The sequence below is a fragment of the Massilia sp. X63 genome, assembly GCF_041023745.1.
Lineage (GTDB): Bacteria > Pseudomonadota > Gammaproteobacteria > Burkholderiales > Burkholderiaceae_D > Telluria.
Window position 1 is genome coordinate 63734 of the sequence record NZ_JBFTEF010000009.1, and the last position, 15745, is coordinate 79478.

At 62.1% G+C, this 15745-nt stretch carries 17 protein-coding genes; 3 read left to right on the forward strand and 14 right to left on the reverse strand.

All coding sequences use genetic code 11. The features are described 5' to 3' along the window. Nucleotides 1-272: 272 nt before the first annotated feature. From AB3347_RS17790 to AB3347_RS17800, 3 genes are read right to left on the reverse strand one after another with little or no spacing between them, the layout of a single operon-like run. Nucleotides 273-557, reverse strand: a complete 285-nt coding sequence (locus tag AB3347_RS17790) for a hypothetical protein (protein ID WP_285376596.1) — start codon at nt 555-557, stop codon at nt 273-275. 34 nt (nt 558-591) lie between these two features. Next, nucleotides 592-1257: a hypothetical protein gene (locus tag AB3347_RS17795; RefSeq protein ID WP_369093103.1), complete on the reverse strand. Its 666-nt coding sequence runs from the start codon at nt 1255-1257 to the stop codon at nt 592-594. Further along, complete coding sequence (locus tag AB3347_RS17800; RefSeq protein WP_369093104.1) at nt 1257-1517, reverse strand: hypothetical protein; 261 nt, start codon at nt 1515-1517, stop codon at nt 1257-1259. The genes AB3347_RS17795 and AB3347_RS17800 overlap by 1 nt, the downstream gene beginning before the upstream one ends. A gap of 196 nt (nt 1518-1713) precedes the next feature. Between AB3347_RS17800 and AB3347_RS17805 the strand changes: the two genes are divergently transcribed. Together AB3347_RS17805 and AB3347_RS17810 are read left to right on the forward strand one after the other, a co-directional pair. Next, a complete protein-coding gene (locus AB3347_RS17805; RefSeq protein ID WP_369093105.1) occupies nt 1714-2172 on the forward strand; it encodes a hypothetical protein in 459 nt (152 codons plus the stop codon). Between the two features lie 7 nt (nt 2173-2179). After that, on the forward strand, nt 2180-2803 hold the full coding sequence (locus AB3347_RS17810) for a hypothetical protein (RefSeq protein WP_369093106.1): 624 nt from the start codon (nt 2180-2182) through the stop codon (nt 2801-2803). 12 nt (nt 2804-2815) lie between these two features. Here AB3347_RS17810 and AB3347_RS17815 read toward each other — a convergent pair whose 3' ends face one another. Beyond that, on the reverse strand, nt 2816-3658 hold the full coding sequence (locus AB3347_RS17815; protein WP_369093107.1) for a hypothetical protein: 843 nt from the start codon (nt 3656-3658) through the stop codon (nt 2816-2818). 12 nt (nt 3659-3670) lie between these two features. Next, entirely contained in the window at nt 3671-5443 is a 1773-nt protein-coding gene (locus tag AB3347_RS17820; protein WP_369093108.1) for a hypothetical protein, read from the reverse strand. Between the two features lie 384 nt (nt 5444-5827). Here AB3347_RS17820 and AB3347_RS17825 point away from each other — a divergent pair, with 384 nt between their 5' ends. Further along, a complete protein-coding gene (locus tag AB3347_RS17825) occupies nt 5828-6346 on the forward strand; it encodes a hypothetical protein (protein ID WP_369093109.1) in 519 nt (172 codons plus the stop codon). 269 nt (nt 6347-6615) lie between these two features. Here AB3347_RS17825 and AB3347_RS17830 read toward each other — a convergent pair whose 3' ends face one another. The 9 genes from AB3347_RS17830 to AB3347_RS17870 all read right to left on the reverse strand — a co-directional run bounded on the left by AB3347_RS17830 (nt 6616) and on the right by AB3347_RS17870 (nt 15727). Beyond that, entirely contained in the window at nt 6616-6873 is a 258-nt protein-coding gene (locus AB3347_RS17830) for a hypothetical protein (RefSeq protein ID WP_285376587.1), read from the reverse strand. 11 nt (nt 6874-6884) lie between these two features. Next, nucleotides 6885-7289: an H-NS family nucleoid-associated regulatory protein gene (locus AB3347_RS17835; RefSeq protein WP_369093110.1), complete on the reverse strand. Its 405-nt coding sequence runs from the start codon at nt 7287-7289 to the stop codon at nt 6885-6887. Between the two features lie 89 nt (nt 7290-7378). Next, entirely contained in the window at nt 7379-7801 is a 423-nt protein-coding gene (locus AB3347_RS17840) for a hypothetical protein (RefSeq protein WP_369093111.1), read from the reverse strand. Next, on the reverse strand, nt 7794-8306 hold the full coding sequence (locus AB3347_RS17845; protein ID WP_369093112.1) for a DUF2726 domain-containing protein: 513 nt from the start codon (nt 8304-8306) through the stop codon (nt 7794-7796). The genes AB3347_RS17840 and AB3347_RS17845 overlap by 8 nt, the downstream gene beginning before the upstream one ends. Before the next feature lie 73 nt (nt 8307-8379). Then, nucleotides 8380-10821 carry a DNA topoisomerase gene (locus AB3347_RS17850; protein WP_369093113.1) on the reverse strand — a complete coding sequence of 814 codons (2442 nt, stop codon included), beginning with the start codon at nt 10819-10821 and terminating at the stop codon, nt 8380-8382. Between the two features lie 146 nt (nt 10822-10967). Beyond that, nucleotides 10968-11807 carry a hypothetical protein gene (locus tag AB3347_RS17855; RefSeq protein WP_285376579.1) on the reverse strand — a complete coding sequence of 280 codons (840 nt, stop codon included), beginning with the start codon at nt 11805-11807 and terminating at the stop codon, nt 10968-10970. Nucleotides 11808-11947: 140 nt separating this feature from the next. After that, nucleotides 11948-13255, reverse strand: a complete 1308-nt coding sequence (locus AB3347_RS17860) for a hypothetical protein (protein ID WP_369093114.1) — start codon at nt 13253-13255, stop codon at nt 11948-11950. Between the two features lie 91 nt (nt 13256-13346). Further along, nucleotides 13347-14132 (reverse strand): hypothetical protein, encoded by a 786-nt coding sequence (locus AB3347_RS17865; RefSeq protein WP_369093115.1) that lies wholly within the window; start codon nt 14130-14132, stop codon nt 13347-13349. Between the two features lie 14 nt (nt 14133-14146). Further along, the gene (locus AB3347_RS17870; RefSeq protein WP_369093116.1) at nt 14147-15727 is read right to left on the reverse strand and encodes a UvrD-helicase domain-containing protein; all 1581 of its coding nucleotides are present in this window, start codon (nt 15725-15727) and stop codon (nt 14147-14149) included. Nucleotides 15728-15745: the final 18 nt, after the last annotated feature.

Sequence of the window (15745 nt, forward strand, 5' to 3'; positions counted from 1 at the left end):
GGCGACCGCTACCCTGGGCGCCAGCTCGCGGGCCGGCGCCAGGTGGACCGATGTCTCCCGACGGGCCACTCGCAACTTGACTGCGCTTGGGAGGGTCGAGCCGCTGCCAGTTCTCCTGTGCTGCTTCTCGGGTAGGAAAATTTTCGACGACGGCTGCGCGCGACGGCGCAGGCTGGGGCGTAGCGGCACCTTGTACGTTTTGTGCGCATACAACAGAACAAGCACAGGCCGACAAAGCCACGACGGATGCTTTTAACTTCATTGGGGGACCTTCAGAGAAAACTACGGCCGGCAACGAGATTGATGCTCTGGCGGAAAGCGAAGATGGAGAACAGGTACTGGCGCACGAAGCCGTTAGGCGCTTTACGCAAAGCGTCGATCAGCTCCTGGCGAGGGCAGACGTAGGGGTCGATGTCCTCGATCCAATCGGCGTACTCCGGGTGCTCGAGCAGGACGCGCTCATGCTCGACCTGGCACAGCTCTATAACCTTAGCCTCGTCCGCCCCTGCCATGGAATCCAGTTCCGCTTGGCTCAACACCGTGGTTGTAATATTCATCCGTAAAACTTCCTCTTCTGCAAGACTGGTCGACTTAGGGCTGCCAGGGGACCAGGACGACATTTTGAAGGCGAATCCCTTCGATGTGCGAATCGTATGACACCCTCACGATGTCTGATTGGAATGCGTAAGACACTGGCCGCGACGTCGTGTTTGCCTTCCCGCCACGATACCCGATATCGATGACACCTTGAACATGAAAGACGTTGCGCGCGGAGGCTCCAGTGCCGGCCACACTTCGCGCATTGATGAAGGGCTGGATGACGAAGCTTCCGGCCAGGTTGGCGTTGCTATCCTTCATCTTCTTCAGGAACGGCTCGAGGACCTGACGGACCGATTCGGTGCCGCCGCCAGTGAAGCACTCGCCGACCGAGCGCTCCACAGTGCTTTGAAAGTTGTGGAAAGCGTGATTGAACAGCCCGTTGATGCAGTCGCCAGCCATGCGGGTGATTCGCGCGTCAGGCGGATCGTTCTTCGTAAGCGAAAGCACTGGGTAGAAGCGGCCCGCAGGGTCGAGAGCCACGCGCTCGCGCTCTGGCTTGCTGGTCATTCCCATGATGCCCACAATGAGACCGAGAGTGCCGGCGACGAAACCCAGTGCCGCCCCGCCGACGAGCTTGGTATTGAGCTCACGCAGGCGCGTCACCTCTTTATGCAGATCGATTCCGAACAGATCCGCAGCATTTTGCTGGCTCGACATTATTGCTTGGCTCCTGGCGTATTGGTGAGCATCTTGGTTACGACCAGAGGGTATTCGCGGCCGTTGGAATCCATGCCAACAAGACCGGGATCTGGGCGACTGAAAACTGCGATACCAACAGCAAGGGCGCCTAGTACAAACCAGACGCCCGCGAATACCACTACTTTGGCCAGAGCAGCGTTCAGGGACCGCTGCTTGAGGTAGGTTTCGTAATCGCTCTCGACCACCTGCTCGACACTGCTCTGCTCTACTGCTGGCACTGCAACTCCCTGATAGAAATCGACGTTTTATTGTCTTCAGGCAAGATCATTTCATAAAGCTTATCTATGGTCAACGTCAGGGCGTTAGGTGTCAGGACCTACCTAACGCCTGCAGAATAGGCGTAATCCACGTTTCTATCTTCATGAATGCATTTTTGTGCCATACTAATAGAACGTAACAACACAAAAAAAATTTATGAACGAGAACAGCTTTGTTGCAGTCGGGCGAATCGAGCGCATCACCAGCACTCCGCGCAGCCTCACCTTGCTCATCGGCGGCGCCGGCCCAGTCAAATCTTTGGTCGCCGTTCAACTTCGCGATGCGGGCCTGATCAAACTGGTCTCCACCCTTGGAACTGGCTTCGCCACCGGCGACATCGTCAGCGTGGGAGGCCACCTGGAGTATGACTGTGAGACTGGCCAGAACGTCGCTGTCGCCGCGCCCGACCGCGTCTCGCGCATCGTGCGCGCTGGCGCTGGCGCTGGACTGGCGTCTGCTGCGCCCGCGAGCAGCGGCGCATCCTTCTTCGGGCACAGGACTAGGCAAGCACCATCAGGGCATCCGGTCGACCCGGCGAGCATTCCGCCAATGCCGGAGAACTTCCCTGAATACCTCACCGGCTCGCCTTTGCAGCTGGAAGACGTTCCGAGCTAAGCGCAGCATGACCGCTACCGATTCATCTCGACCATACAACACTGAAGGGTGTCTACTCGACCATCAACCCGATTGCGCTCGCAAGACCTTTCCGGCGACTGGCTTCAACAAGCGCGAGTTTGCCAAGCTCGTCGCCGCGCGCTTCGGCGTCACCCTCGAGGAAGGCGTTCTCTTCTTCGACGAGATCGGGCAGCGCATGGGAGAGAGCCTGGCTGGAGGCGAAACCGTGTTCTTGTTCGGACAGGGCACCCTGAAGGTGGTCAAGAGCCGGAGCGCCAATGAGGACGTCCGAATCCGCTTCCGGCCAACTACTCGTACCGAGCGCGCAGCGACCGTCACCATCGAAGGCATGCCAGGAATCGCGACAGGGGTGATCACGGATGCCATCCCGATCAAAAGTGTGTCGGCCGGCGCGCGCGCTATCCAGGTGGGCCGGGCGTGCACGGCTCAGGGTCCTGACGGGCGGCTGGTGCTTTACATCGACGACCGCGGTCGTTTCCGCGGCCTTCTCTTGATTGAGAACGCGGCACCAGTCGAAACCATCATGGACAAGAAGAAGGCAGCCAAGGAATGGCTGCGCGATGCCTTTACGATGACCGCCGGGTGCAGCCAGGCCGGGACTGGCCTTTAGTCGCCCAATCGTTCAACGAGGCACTTCGGGCTCGACGTCGAAATCGTCGAGAGGTGGCGCCGGCACACTTACGGTGATCTGCTCGATCGGCTCGAACCCGGCTCCGACCAGCTCCCTCGGAATACCCGCATAGTCACCAGCACTCACGACGGCCGCCTGCACGGCCGCGCGCACATCCAGCTCGCTCATCCCGGCCGGCGCACCCAGCGTCACCATCGAATTCGGATCACCATTATCGAGGTGCACGACGGTCGTTGCATGTGCATCGCGCTCGGCCACCCTTTCACCCTGCGCCACCAGGTCAGCGAACGCCTGGCAGAATAGTAGCGGGTGATTCGTCAGGGCTTCGCGCACGGTCGGCGCGCCGCCCAGGGCGGCCGCCTGAGACATCTTCTCGAGCACCTTCTGGAGGTCATGCGACTGCACTTCCTGGCCACCCATCGCTGGTGCCGCTACGCGCTTCCATTTCCACTCCTGCACGCCACCGCCATCGACCGCAGCCCGCAACGCGTCACCGACAGCATCGAGTGCAGCCTGGCTCACCACAGCGGTACCATCTCCAGCCGTGCTCGGCCGGGCCGAGGCGCGCAGGGCAGCAAACGCGTCGACGAGGCCGGTGGTGACCGGCAGCGCCGCCGGCGCTCGGCTCGACTCGGCCGGCGCTGCCAAAATCTGCGCTTCGGTCAAGACATCGCTCAGGCCGTCGAGCACGGCGTCCAGCGGCTGGCCCTGCTGGCGCAGTCGCGCGACATCGTGTGCACGCTTCACGACTTCCTGGATCTGCTCCTGGGAGAGTTCGACGAAGGACGTGCTTACCGCGCCTCCGCTGCCAAACTGGTTCACTTCGATGCGCATGTATCGCTCCTGTCAGTTGAATACGTATTCCGGGGTGTCGAGCTTTTCGGCATGCTCGCTGCCGTCATCCTGGCGGTCCTGTCGCCGATTCACGGCCTCGACCAGGTCATCCTCGGCGCCCGGCTGGCTGGCCATGAAGCCTTCCTTGTGTGCGCGGACGATCTTTGCGAGGAAGTCGGTCGGCGAGACGCCGCTACCGCGGATCCAACTGCAAACCGATTTCACCAGTTCCTGGGCCTTCGGGAACACCTTCGACAAGATCCTGCTGGCGCCGGCCTTGGCCTCGACGCTCATCGCCAGGCTCTCGACACGGGACAGCGGCATCTTCCCCTTACGCCACAGAGCATATGCGTGCGCAGCTGCCTCTTCCCAGTTGCCCATGGCTTGCTTGGCGGCGTCGAACTCGCCGTGCGACAGGAGCAGGCGCACAGTGCGCACCAGCAGAGGTGATCCATACGCGAACTGCCGTTCCACGTCTTCACGCTCGCGCGCGCTGAAATGGTGGTTCAGCACCAGGTGGAACCCTTCATGATCCAGGGCCGCGACCGGGTCCTCGGCGTTGAAGGCAATCCGCGCGGTGCGGCCGACAAGTTCTGCCGCGGGACGATGTTCTTCGTGGGCCGACAGCAGCTCGCGGACGACCGAGACACGCATGCGCACGTCTTCGCCCAGGGTCGTGTCCGCACGCAGCTGCAGCGCCTTCTCCAGCTGGGCCGCGCGCACCGGGTCGAAACTGGCTTGCTCGACGACGCGCGCATAGGAATACACCGGCGCGCCCGCGGTGAACTTCTCCCGCATCTCGGCCGTTACCGGCATCACGGCCAGGCGACGTGGCTCGCCCTTGAGGACGAAGTCGGCCAGGTGAAGCTCGGACTTGAACGGCTTGGCCAGCTTCTTGCCCAGGCTCGGCACGATCTTCATGTAGTACTCGTTGAGCCCCTCGGCGCCGAAGCGACCACCGTTGGCCATGTCCTTGCCGTTGATCCAGATCATCTGCCCGCATTCCTGCTCGACGGCCAGGAGCATTGCCCGGCGCAGCAGGAACGCGGTCCAGTGCTCGGTCTCAGTCACCAGGGGCGCGCGCTTGTAAGCGCCTTTCCATTCGTAGGCTCGGCCCTTCTGCGCCCAGTCACTCTGCAGTTCGTGCACGAAGAGGGTGCGCACGCCTTCCATCATCTTCACTGACCAGCGCATGTGCGCGAAGTCCGCGCGCGCGTCCGGGCACATGCTCTGCAGGTGCGACGAAAAGTGCGTCTGAAGCGTGATGCCCTGCGCCACCTCGTCCTGCTGCCTGATGAGGTCGTTGCGCCGCGCGTCGAGTCGGAACACTGCGTCCGGATCTTCGCCCAGCTTGTCGAAGTCGAAGTTGAGGGCTGCGATGCGGTCGTCCAGGTCGGCGATTCGGTCGGCCAGGTCTTCATCGACGGTAGGGAAGTAGAACAGGCTTTCGTTGTAGTCTTCTCCACTCTCGGCGAAGGAGTAGTTCCGGTATTGGACATCCGCACCAGTGAGCCGCGCTTCCTTGATCGATGGAAGTGCATACGAAGCCACCTCCGCGAGTTCCTCACGGGTGACCTGGCGCTTGCCCTGGTCAGCGAGCCATGCAGCGATACCGGAGTCCTCGATCTCGGACTGTTTGATACCCTTCTGGGAGAACCCGTTGATCACGTGGATCCACTGCGCGGCCTGCAGCTTGGCCTGCTTGTAGGCTGCGATTTCCTGAGGCAGGCGCCAGGAGAACAAGGGATATGCGCCGCCCGTGAGTTGAAAGACCTTCTTTGCCATGTTGCTGTCACCGAGGTTGTATCTGATGCTCGGCATAGTGTCACAAGCGGCTCAGCACTTCAGTGCAACCACGCCTGTTGCCACCGGCACCGCACCAGGCGTCGCACCAGTATCGCAGGCGCGAAGTCGTGCACACCAGTGGCGTGGTTGCAGAGACAAGCTCGGCCTGCCACCGTAATGTAGAGGCTTGCCGTCGCAATCCCGATCGCGCTGACCTCAAGCAGAACTGCTGTCAAAGGTCCGAAAATGCCGATATACTGTGTTTTTATACAGTTACGACTAAAATACACGGTTCCGATGTAAAAAATTGCGCTATTGGCGATTTTCCGGCAAATTCGCCATCGCTAAAATGTGTTTTCTAGAGCGTGCCTTACGGAAATTTCCATGACCCAGCCCTCCCCTTTCCTCAGCAGAACCCAGCTTCTTCGTTCGAAACAGGTCCTCAATAGCGCGAATGTGTCGAAGGCGCTGTCGATTACCGAGCGCTCTGCGGCGAACCTCCTGCAGCGTTGGGCGAACGAAGGTCTGGTGCATCGCACTGCACCAGGGTGCTACATGAGTGCGTCCGCCGAGGGCGATAAGGAAAGGCTGATCCTCGAGAGTCTGGCCAAGAGCGTAGGGAGGAACATCCTGCTGGTCGGCGCCTCGTCGCTCCGGCGGGTGGGCTGGTGCGATACCGAGACCCTACATGTCGCCGTGCCCCTGCGGCCCTCGCGCACCATGCCGCGGGTGCGCGACACCGTCATCTATCCAGTGGGCGCCAAGGTCTGGCTGCAGCTGTCGAAAAATGCGGTCTCGATGGACCTGGACAAACCTCCTCTCCTGCACCCTTTGAGCCAGATGCTCTGGTGGATGAGCGAGAGCTGCCCGGTCGAGATGCCGGCGCCAACACGAATGAACTAGGATGCCATTGCCGCGGAAAAGCAGGTGCAAGAGGCGATGTACAGGCACTGGTCAGAGGACCTGGAGCCGGACTTCGACGTCAAGCAGCTGTACGAGATGCTACATATCGATCGGCTGACCGGCAGGACAGCGGGCCGGGCCGAACCACTCGATCATATGGACTTGGGCGAGGACGATCCAGCTCGCTTCACGGCCTGACGAGAAGGCGTGAAAATTCACCTGGTACAGCGCGGCTGATCTCGCTACGGGACATCCGCTTTAGAAAGCATTCAGATAGCAGATCCAGCTCGCTCCAGCTGAGCCAGCTGTGCTGGCCCAAGGCTGGACTTCAACCCGATCTCGACGATCGCGCCCGTCGCTCTTTCCAGCTCGCTGGTGGCCTGGTGGACCGCCAGTACGGCCGCGGGCTCCTGATCGATGAAAATGCGCAGCTTGCCCTCCTCCACCAACAGCATGCCGGGACCGAGATTATTCGAGTCCAGTATTCTCCGCACCGCTTCTGCATTTAAACTGACCACAGTAGTCACTTTATACTCCTTTATTCAGCCGACCCGAGGTCGACCTCAGTTATTTCGAACTCTTCTTTATTGCGGCCCTGGTCAAGTAAGACCTGCAGCCAAAGCGGCGGCTTACCACGACCGGACCATGTTTCGCTCCCTTCTGGGGACCGATACTTCGGTTTTACCTGGGACCGCCTGTCTGCTGCGGTCCGTTCACTTTCCTGGACTGCGCCACGCGCGGCTTGCGCGGTCACAGTCCCCACAAAGCCTAGCTCGGCCGCGCTCAGGCCATAAATCTTGATCTTCTCGCGGACATCGGCGATCGCCTTGGCGCGGTGCTGCGCGCGCAGCTGGTCGACACGCTGCTTGGCGCGCTCGAGCTCCTCCATCGCGCTCAAAAGCTCCTTGTGTTCCGGTGCTTCGTCTTCGATTCCGTCTGACACAATCCCTCCGGTTATACTTCAGAATACTGAGTATATTAATGCATGAACTAAACTTAACGTCCAACCGGAAATAATATTTATACCGCGTTCTATCGCATGAGCTGCGGACTTTCGACCTCGGTGGACTCATCGTGCTCAGCGGCATACATGGCGCATGCAACGAGAGCCTCAGCCGCGCTGGGAAACGAGGCCTCCGATACCAGGCCATCTTGGCAGGCCCAGCGATACGCGATGAAGCCCGGCTGCCGAAATACTCCATACCCGAGCGCGCCCAGCTCCTGGGCGATCGCCGCCAGCAGCCCATTGGCCTCGCAGCAGCCCAGCCACGCGTCTCGATCCGATGGGAATGTCAGTTCAGACTGCCGCATGCCGGCGCCGGTGCCGGACGCCATCCAGAAGTAGCTGTCAGCCTCATCCCCGTTTTCGACCGCGTCCCAGACATATACGCGAAATCCAGCAGCCTTCGCGAGCTGCCGGAGCACGTCGCTCGGGCCGATGTTGACATCATCCATTGGCGATCGCCGCTACCAGGATGGATGGCGCCGGTGCTGGCGCTGGTTCACGAGGCCCCAGGACGTCAGCAGCGATCTGGGCCTCACCCGGCTTCGAACGCGACTGGTAGCGAAGCGTACAGATGCCCGCCGCGCTCATGTATCCGTCGCGAATTGCATCACGGCTCGCCACGTGCGTCCGGTCATCCAGTTCGATCACCAGCACCAACGCCCACTGGGCGTCGAAGATGGCATAGTCGACGATCTTCTGCGAGATCCGGCGGAAGTCGATCAGGCGCAGTTTCGCATCTGGCGAGGTCGGCTCGATCAGTGCATGCATGGCCACCTGGGGACACACGTGCATGCCAGGCAGCGCACGCGCGATGCGGCCGTAGAACTCCATCTCGTTCGGGGTCATGACGGCGCGCCGGCGGTACCGCTGCTGTGCCGCCTGACGTGGCACGAGGACGAACCAGATAACCGCGGCAGCGGCGGCCACGATAAAAAATGCAGTGAGGAGCTTCATCTGTGTGGTCAAAAAAATGCAGCGGAATGCCGTGAGCGCATATCTCGGCACTCCACGGCATGCAGGCGGTATGTCAGTCGAAGAACAGCTCGACCTTGTGATCGCGGGTGAGCTTGTAGCCGGCCAAGAATCCCTTCCCCGTGCGCGTGCTCAGGAAGCCACCACACACGGGCGTCTTCTTCTTCTCGATGAGATAGTCCGCCTCCACGTCGATCATGCTGCGGCCAGAAATCGTCCGGTTGAAATAGAAGTCGCCCTTCTCACACGCGAATTTCGTCTCCAGCGCCCGCATGGTTCCCTTGCATTTTGGGCACACCTGCTTCAGCGCCGGCGCGGCCGCCAGGACTGCAGGATCGGCTTCCTCGCGCGGTGGGAACTCGAACTCGACCTTCCACTCGTTCGTAAGCTTGAGCATTGCCGAGAACGGCTTGTTCGACTTGGTGCTGACGAATCCTTCCAGCTTGTCGGTGAGACGCTTTTCCAGCAGCTGGGCGACCTCGGCCGGCGCCAACGCGCGCGACAGCAGCTGCCGGCGGACCTCGAGGCCACACTGGCGCTCGCAGGCATAGGACGAAATGCCACCCTTCACAGCGCCGCCACACTTGGGGCACGGGACAGCCAGGGTGACAGCGTCGACGGCAGGCGCCTTACCGCGGATCGCATCGAGCATGTCACGGGTAGCCTGCTCGATCTCGTGCATGAACGCAGTGCGCTCATACTTGCCTTCGCTCATGAGCTGAAGCTTGTATTCCCACTCGCCAGTCATCGCCGGCGACGTGAGCGCGCCGACGCCGATCTGCCGCAGGAACGAGATCAAGTTGATCCCTTTTTCGGTCGGCACCAGGTTGTTCTTGTCGCGGACCAGGTACGGCTCTTTGGTCTTCCCGCCGGCGCCGGCCGTGCTCAGCAGGCCCTCGATCGTCGCCGCACGGGTCGCTGGGGTACCCAGGCCGCGCCCGGCCATGGCTTCGCTCAGCTCGCTATCGTCCACCAGGCGGCCGGCATGCTCCATCGCCGACAGGAGCATCGCCTCGGTCATGCGCTTCGGCGGCTTCGTCTTCAGGGCCTTGAGCTCGACGGTCTTGGTGACCACTCGCTCGCTTGGCGACACCGGTGGCAGTGCAGGCGTCTTGTCGTCGTTGTCGATCAGCGCGCCGTACACAGCCTTCCAGCCTTCGAGCTGCATGACGCGACCGCTGGAGCGGAACTGCTCGCCTGCCACCGTGGTGATGCGCACCGTCTCGAGATATTCGGCCGCTGGGTAGAACGCCGCAATGAACCGGCGGGTGATCATGTCGTAGATCGCTTCCTCGGCCTCGGTCAGGCCTTGCGGCTTCAACCCAGTCGGGATGATCGCGAAGTGGTCGGAAATCTTGGCATTGTCGAAGATGCGCTTGGTCGGGCGAACCCACTCGCTGCGCAGCGCGCGCTGGGCGTGCGCCTCGTACTTGGTACCGCTCATGTCTGCGAGGATCTGCTTGGCCGGCTCGACGTAGTCCTCAGGAAGCGCGGTGGCGTCGGTGCGAGGGTAGGTGGTTACCTTGTGGCGCTCGTACAAGGACTGAGCAATCTTGAGCGTGTCTGCAGCCGACAGCTTGAACTTCTTGTTCGCCTCGCGCTGCAGGGTAGTCAGGTCGAACAGGCGCGGTGCCGTCTCGGTCGATGGCTTGGTTTCGTCCTGCACCGACGATGGCGCGGCCCCGCGGCACTTCGCCAGGATTGCCTCGGCGTCCTCGCGCTTGGTGATCCGGTACTTGCTTCCCTCCCCCTCTTCGCCGGCGCCAGCAGTGGGGTTGGAGTTGTACCAGCGGCCGGTATAGTCGCCGGCTGCCGCACCGAACGTGCCATGCACTTCGAAGTAGTCCGCGGGCTTGAAGTTGCGGATCTTCTCTTCCAGGTCGACCAGGATGGCCAGGGTCGGGGTCTGCACGCGGCCGGTTGGCGTGGACTGATATGGGCCCCGGATGATCTGGTGCAGGATCGAGACGCCGCGCGAGCCATTGATCCCCACGAGCCAGTCGGCCTCGGAGCGGCACCGGGCGGCATCAGCCAGGCGGTCGTACTGAGCAGCTGGCGCCATGTTGGCGAAGGCCTCGCGAATCGCATCGCTGGTCATCGACTTGAGCCACATCCGCTTACAGGCCTTGCGGCAGCCAGCGGCTTCGTAGATCAGACGGAAGATCAGCTCGCCCTCGCGGCCGGCGTCACAGGCGTTGACCACCGCGGTCACATCCGGGCGGCTCATCAGCCGTTGCAGCATCTTGAAGCGGGCGAGCGCGCGCGGATGGTCGATCGGGCGCACTTCGAACTGCTCGGGGATCACGGGCAGGGTTTCCAGGGACTTGCCGCTCTTGTCTGCGCCTGGCGCGATGACGGTGGCCAGGTGGCCAGCGGCGGCCGAAATAACGACGTCGGCACGCTCGAAGCCGTCCGCAGTCTTGGTGCAGTTGCCGATGGCATTCGCGATATCCGCGGCCACGGATGGTTTCTCAGCAATGATAAGGGTCTTGGTCATGGGGTGCCTCTTGAAGAAAGCGCCGCCGGTGGGTGGATGGTGGCGGCATGACGAGCGTCGGTGAAGACGATTTCATTTGTCAGCCCGCTGTGCAGGTGACAAATGAAATCGGGCTGCAGGATGGGCGCAGGCGCGCCCAAGCCCTATCAGCGCATGCCTGGCTGGTCCTCGTCTTCGTCCGGGTCACCGAGGTCATCGGTGATGCCTGGGTCCAGGCCGACGTCCTGCGGCGTCAGCATGCCCTCGATGCCGAGCAGGCTCATGATGCTGGCGTGAGCAGCCGGGATAGGTTCGGCAGCCGGCACTGGCTCGCCCATTTGCGGCTGGACTTCGCGAACCGGCTGGGTGGCAAGCAGCAGCTCGCGAGTGCGCGACGCGTCGTACACTTCGATCGTCTCGCTGTTCGAAGCCTTCGGCTCCGATTCGAACTGCATGGTGTCTTGCGGGATTCGGCCCGCACGAACGGCTTCTGGATCGCGAGTCAGGAAGACCACGTTCTCTTCAGTGGTGCGGACCACCTTTTTCTCCACGACCTGGATGCCTGCGGCCTGCAGTTCGTCGGCGATGCGACGCAGATCGGAGCCCGCAGCCTCGCCGAGCATGGCCTGCATGACGCCGCGCTGGACGGTACCGTCCGGGCCGGTCGCGCGCTGGCGCGCCACATCCGACACCTGGCGCAGGTACTGCAGGCCCATGATCGCCTTCTCATGCTCGTGGTCGACCGAGACGCGCTCGATAACGACCGACTCCGACAGTGTCATCGGGCCGATCTCGCGGAACAGCGCCGGAATCCGCGCGTCCGGCACCAGCACCGTGCGGCCGTCCTGGCGATCGATTTTGCCGAACATGCCATCGGCGAGCAGGACGATCGCCGGGCCCAGCGCAGCCGCTTGCGGGTAGCTGGCGCCACGGGCGCTGACGAGACGGACGAAGTCGCCAGGCATGCTGTGCGAGGCGGATACTGGCTGGGAACGATGAATGGTCATGACAATCCTTATCGAGGTGGTTATTGGCGATATGCCATGTCGCTACGATAGGATTTCTGGACAGGCGTGGTTACAAAACCAGGCGCCATCGCGATATTTTTATGGGCGCCGCCCGTCCGCGCCCAACCAATGAGCCTGGCTTAGCCGGAGTGCGCCATAACAGGCGCGTCGTCAGTGTCTTCGTCCAGGGCCTCGACCTCAATGAGCGCGATGCCGTCGCGAGCTGGGGCCGGCGATAGTTCGCGCAGCACATCGCCACCTGCGCCCTCCTCCCACGCTTGGTCCGGCCATGCGCGCGAGGGCTGGGACAGCCACCGCTCGGCCTCGGCCAGGCTGTTAAAGCGCTCAAGGACGGCGCCGTAGCGGAACACAACGTCAGCCGCTTCAGTCCAGCCATGACGACCCACATACACGCCCGCGCGCGCGGGCTCTCGCGCGATCATCGAGTCGTGCTCCCTCCAAGCACCTGCGAGGCGGTTCACTTCATCGACAATGTCCTGGGGCACCCGCCCATCGCTGCAGCACACCAGCCCGACGCTGCTGAGGACCTCGCGTCGATAGCTCCCCGGATCTCCACGCCAGACCTGGCCACCGTAGTCGGCATAGTCCTGCTCGTAGAACTCGCGCTTCATGTAGCGATAGGTCACCCGCTTTCCGGCCAGCGGTCCTGCCAGCACCTGGTAGGCTGTCTGCCCCCTGTAATTCGACTGGAACTTCAGCAGTGACGACTCAGCGCCCCTCGGGTCTTCCGCGCCGGCGCCAGCTACCTGCAGGACGCGCTCCTCGGTACGAAGCTGCGCCAGGGCACGCACTAAGGCCTCATGGTCGACACCGATCGCGAAGTGGATCTGGGACCGGTAAAAGACCTTGTATTCGATCTCCGCCGCGGTCTCACCGGCGCCTGCGTGGACTGCGCCATCGTAGCCGGCCTCAGCGAACCAGCCGACGATCTCGTCGTCGTCGAACACTGGGTAAGCGTCGAGATAGAGTTCGGAAAGGAGCTCCGGGTTTCGGTCGAGCAGATCTGCGACCGATTCGAACATTGGCTCGAACCTGTCGACCCAGTTGCAAGTGTGCTCGATATGGTCGGCCAGGCGGAGCGCGATCGTCGTGGCCTTCGTGACACCCAGCTTTGCCGCAATGGTGCTCATGTCGATGAAAGGGTCGTCGCGATCGGCGACCACTGGATTCGTGATCGAAAGGTAAGCTGCCATCGCGCGCGGCGCTACAGGCTTGTCATCTGGGTTGTTCGGCTGTGTCGCGTACGTGCTCGCGGCCTGGGCATTGCTGAACGAGATTGCTCGGGTGCGGCTATGAATCACATCCGTCGATTCGCCGTGTTCGCCGCGGTAGACGACGATTGGGAGACTGTCCTTGCCGACCGCAACGCTCGTCGAGAGGTGTCGGGCAAGGTCCAGATGGTGCTGGCTGGAAGAGATGTTCGGCATCGGTCACTGCTCACTAGGGAAAACCGCAGTGTGCCGAGAGACCGATGCCGTGGTTGCAAGGGGCGTGGCGGTCCACGCACGCCGGGAAGGACTAGCTCGGGGCGTCGGCCGGCATCGCGAGCTCACCCTCGCTGTCATTCCAGACCTCATTACCGACCGCATCGTAGACGGAGGTGACGTGGACGTCGCTCGCAGTGACGAAATTGCCTTCATTGAGCGTGAAGTGGGCGCCGTTCTCGCTACGTGCGACGGTCAGCGCCAACTCCTGCGCCGCAGTCAAGTCGTCAGCTCGCACATGCATAAAGCGATGTGCAGTGGCCTCCAGCGTTACCAGGACTTCGAACTCCTGATCGCCCTCGCTATACACGTGCCCCTTAGCCGCCACGATTGCCTGCTCGTGGCGTGCAGAGATGGACACCGATTCAAGTGCCGCCAGGGCCTGCGAGTGCATTTCGTCAAGATTGAAGAACATGCTCGCCCATTCAATCGGCCAGGTACCAGACGCCGAACTTCCCTTGACGCCGCAGATCTGCACTGCTTCGCTCAGTGGCTGGTGCAGCTGCACGACGCCATTCAGGAAGGCCAGCGCTCGCTGGGCGGTGCGGCGCGCACTATCCGGCTCGATGGCCGGGCGCGATTCGGCCGCGGCATTGTACAAAGCGCTGATGCTGCGCATGGTGTCGCCGATCACCATGTCGAGCTGGAGGCGTACTGCCTCCCAACGATAGGGCGCTGCGCCCTCACCTGCGGAAGCGGGGGCTGCGGCCGCCTCGCGCAAAGCCGTGCGCAGCAGCGCCTGGTGGCTGATCAGGCTGGTGGCGCATGCGACAGCAAGATCAGCTGGGCGGGTTGATACTGGTGATGGAGTACTGCTCATTGTGAAGTCCTCATTTATGCTGCGCGTGGCGCGGCCTCGGTCTCATGCTCAGGCTCGGCCGGTGCTGGCGCCGGTGCTGGCGCCGCCTTCTCGGCGGCTTTCGGAAAAAGGTGTTGGGTACCAGGCTGCTGCTGGAACCATTCGATCAGTTCGGGAGTCGGCCCCACAGCCTTCATTGCCCTGGTCAACGTGACGTAGGCGAGGTTGGCCTCCTGGGGATCGATACGCTCGGGCGTTAGCCACTTCGTACCGTCGGAACGGTCCTTGAACGAGAAGAAGTCGTTGATCATCCGGACGACGGGCCACTCGAGGCCCTTGGCCTTGTGCGCGGTGGTCAAGACGAAGGGCGCGCCCTCGCTGCTGCGCAGCTGCTCGCGCTTGAGCGTTTCGATGATGTTGGGGATCTCGTCGCGGTACTGCTGCACCAGGCGGAAGACGGAGCCGGCATCTGCGTCGCCGGTAACCTCGACGTAATCCTCGAGCTCGCCCCAGCTCCTCATCAGCTTGAGCACAGGGTCTTGGAAGTTCGAGCTGCTCTCGCCCTTATAAAGGCGATATGCCTCCATGATCGGCGCAACGCGATAATCCTCGAAGCCTTTCACCCAGTGCATCTTGTGCCCCTTCGAATGGAGCTCGAACCCCTTGCCGATCAGCCCGGCCACGGTGCGCGCCAAGTAAGCCTGCTGGTCACCCGGCACAATGCGGCCGCCGGCGCCCAGGCCGCGCAGCGGAACCTTCTCGCCCTTCCAGTGCTGCAGGAATGTGGACGCCAGCAGCCCGATGTTTTTAGGGAAGCGGAACGAGGCGGACAAGATATGCGTTTCGTCGACGTTCAGTGTCGACATCGCATCGACCGCGCCGCGGAAGCCATAGATCGACTGGTGAGGATCGCCAATATAAAGGCGCGAGCAATGGTTCTGCTGCTCGACCAGGTACGACATCAGCGGATTCGCATCCTGGCACTCGTCGAACAGGATGAAGTCATAGTTCAGCACCGGGTCGGAATTGATCCACTGCTTAATATAGACGTCTGGTACCGCCTTCGCCTCCTGGTCGTCGAGATCCGTCAGGCGTCTCCAGAACGTGCCGGCGTTGTCCATGATGGTGCCGGCGGCCGCCCGCACGATCGGGAAGTCGCGCTCGTCCGGCAGGTGCTTGTCCGAGATCTGCTTGTCGGCACTGCACATGTACTTCCGGATCGTCTCGTTCACAGCCTTCGCGACCGGCCAGTTCACGCCCAGCAGGTTCGCCGTGATCCCGGTGCGCAGGGAACCGTTGGAAGTGAGTTTGCACGCCGCGTCGAGCTTGGAGCCGAACCCTGCCCATGCAAGGCTGTGCCCGGTACGGGCTTCGGTATTCACGCTGAGGGTGCGCAGCCGGGCACTGGCCTCCAGCTGGGTCGGCTTACCGAATGCCAGGTACAGGCCGCGGGCTTTCGGGCGGGCAGCTGCGTATGCCATGGCCAGCTTCGTCTTGCCAGAGCCGGCGCGGGCGACGACCTTGATGTTCTTCGCTTGAGAGAGAACTACCCCGCCCTGCTCGCGCGTCAGGGTGGAGAACTGGGGGATCTTGCTAATCGAGTGGGTCTGTTTCATAACTGCCTTTCCAGGATG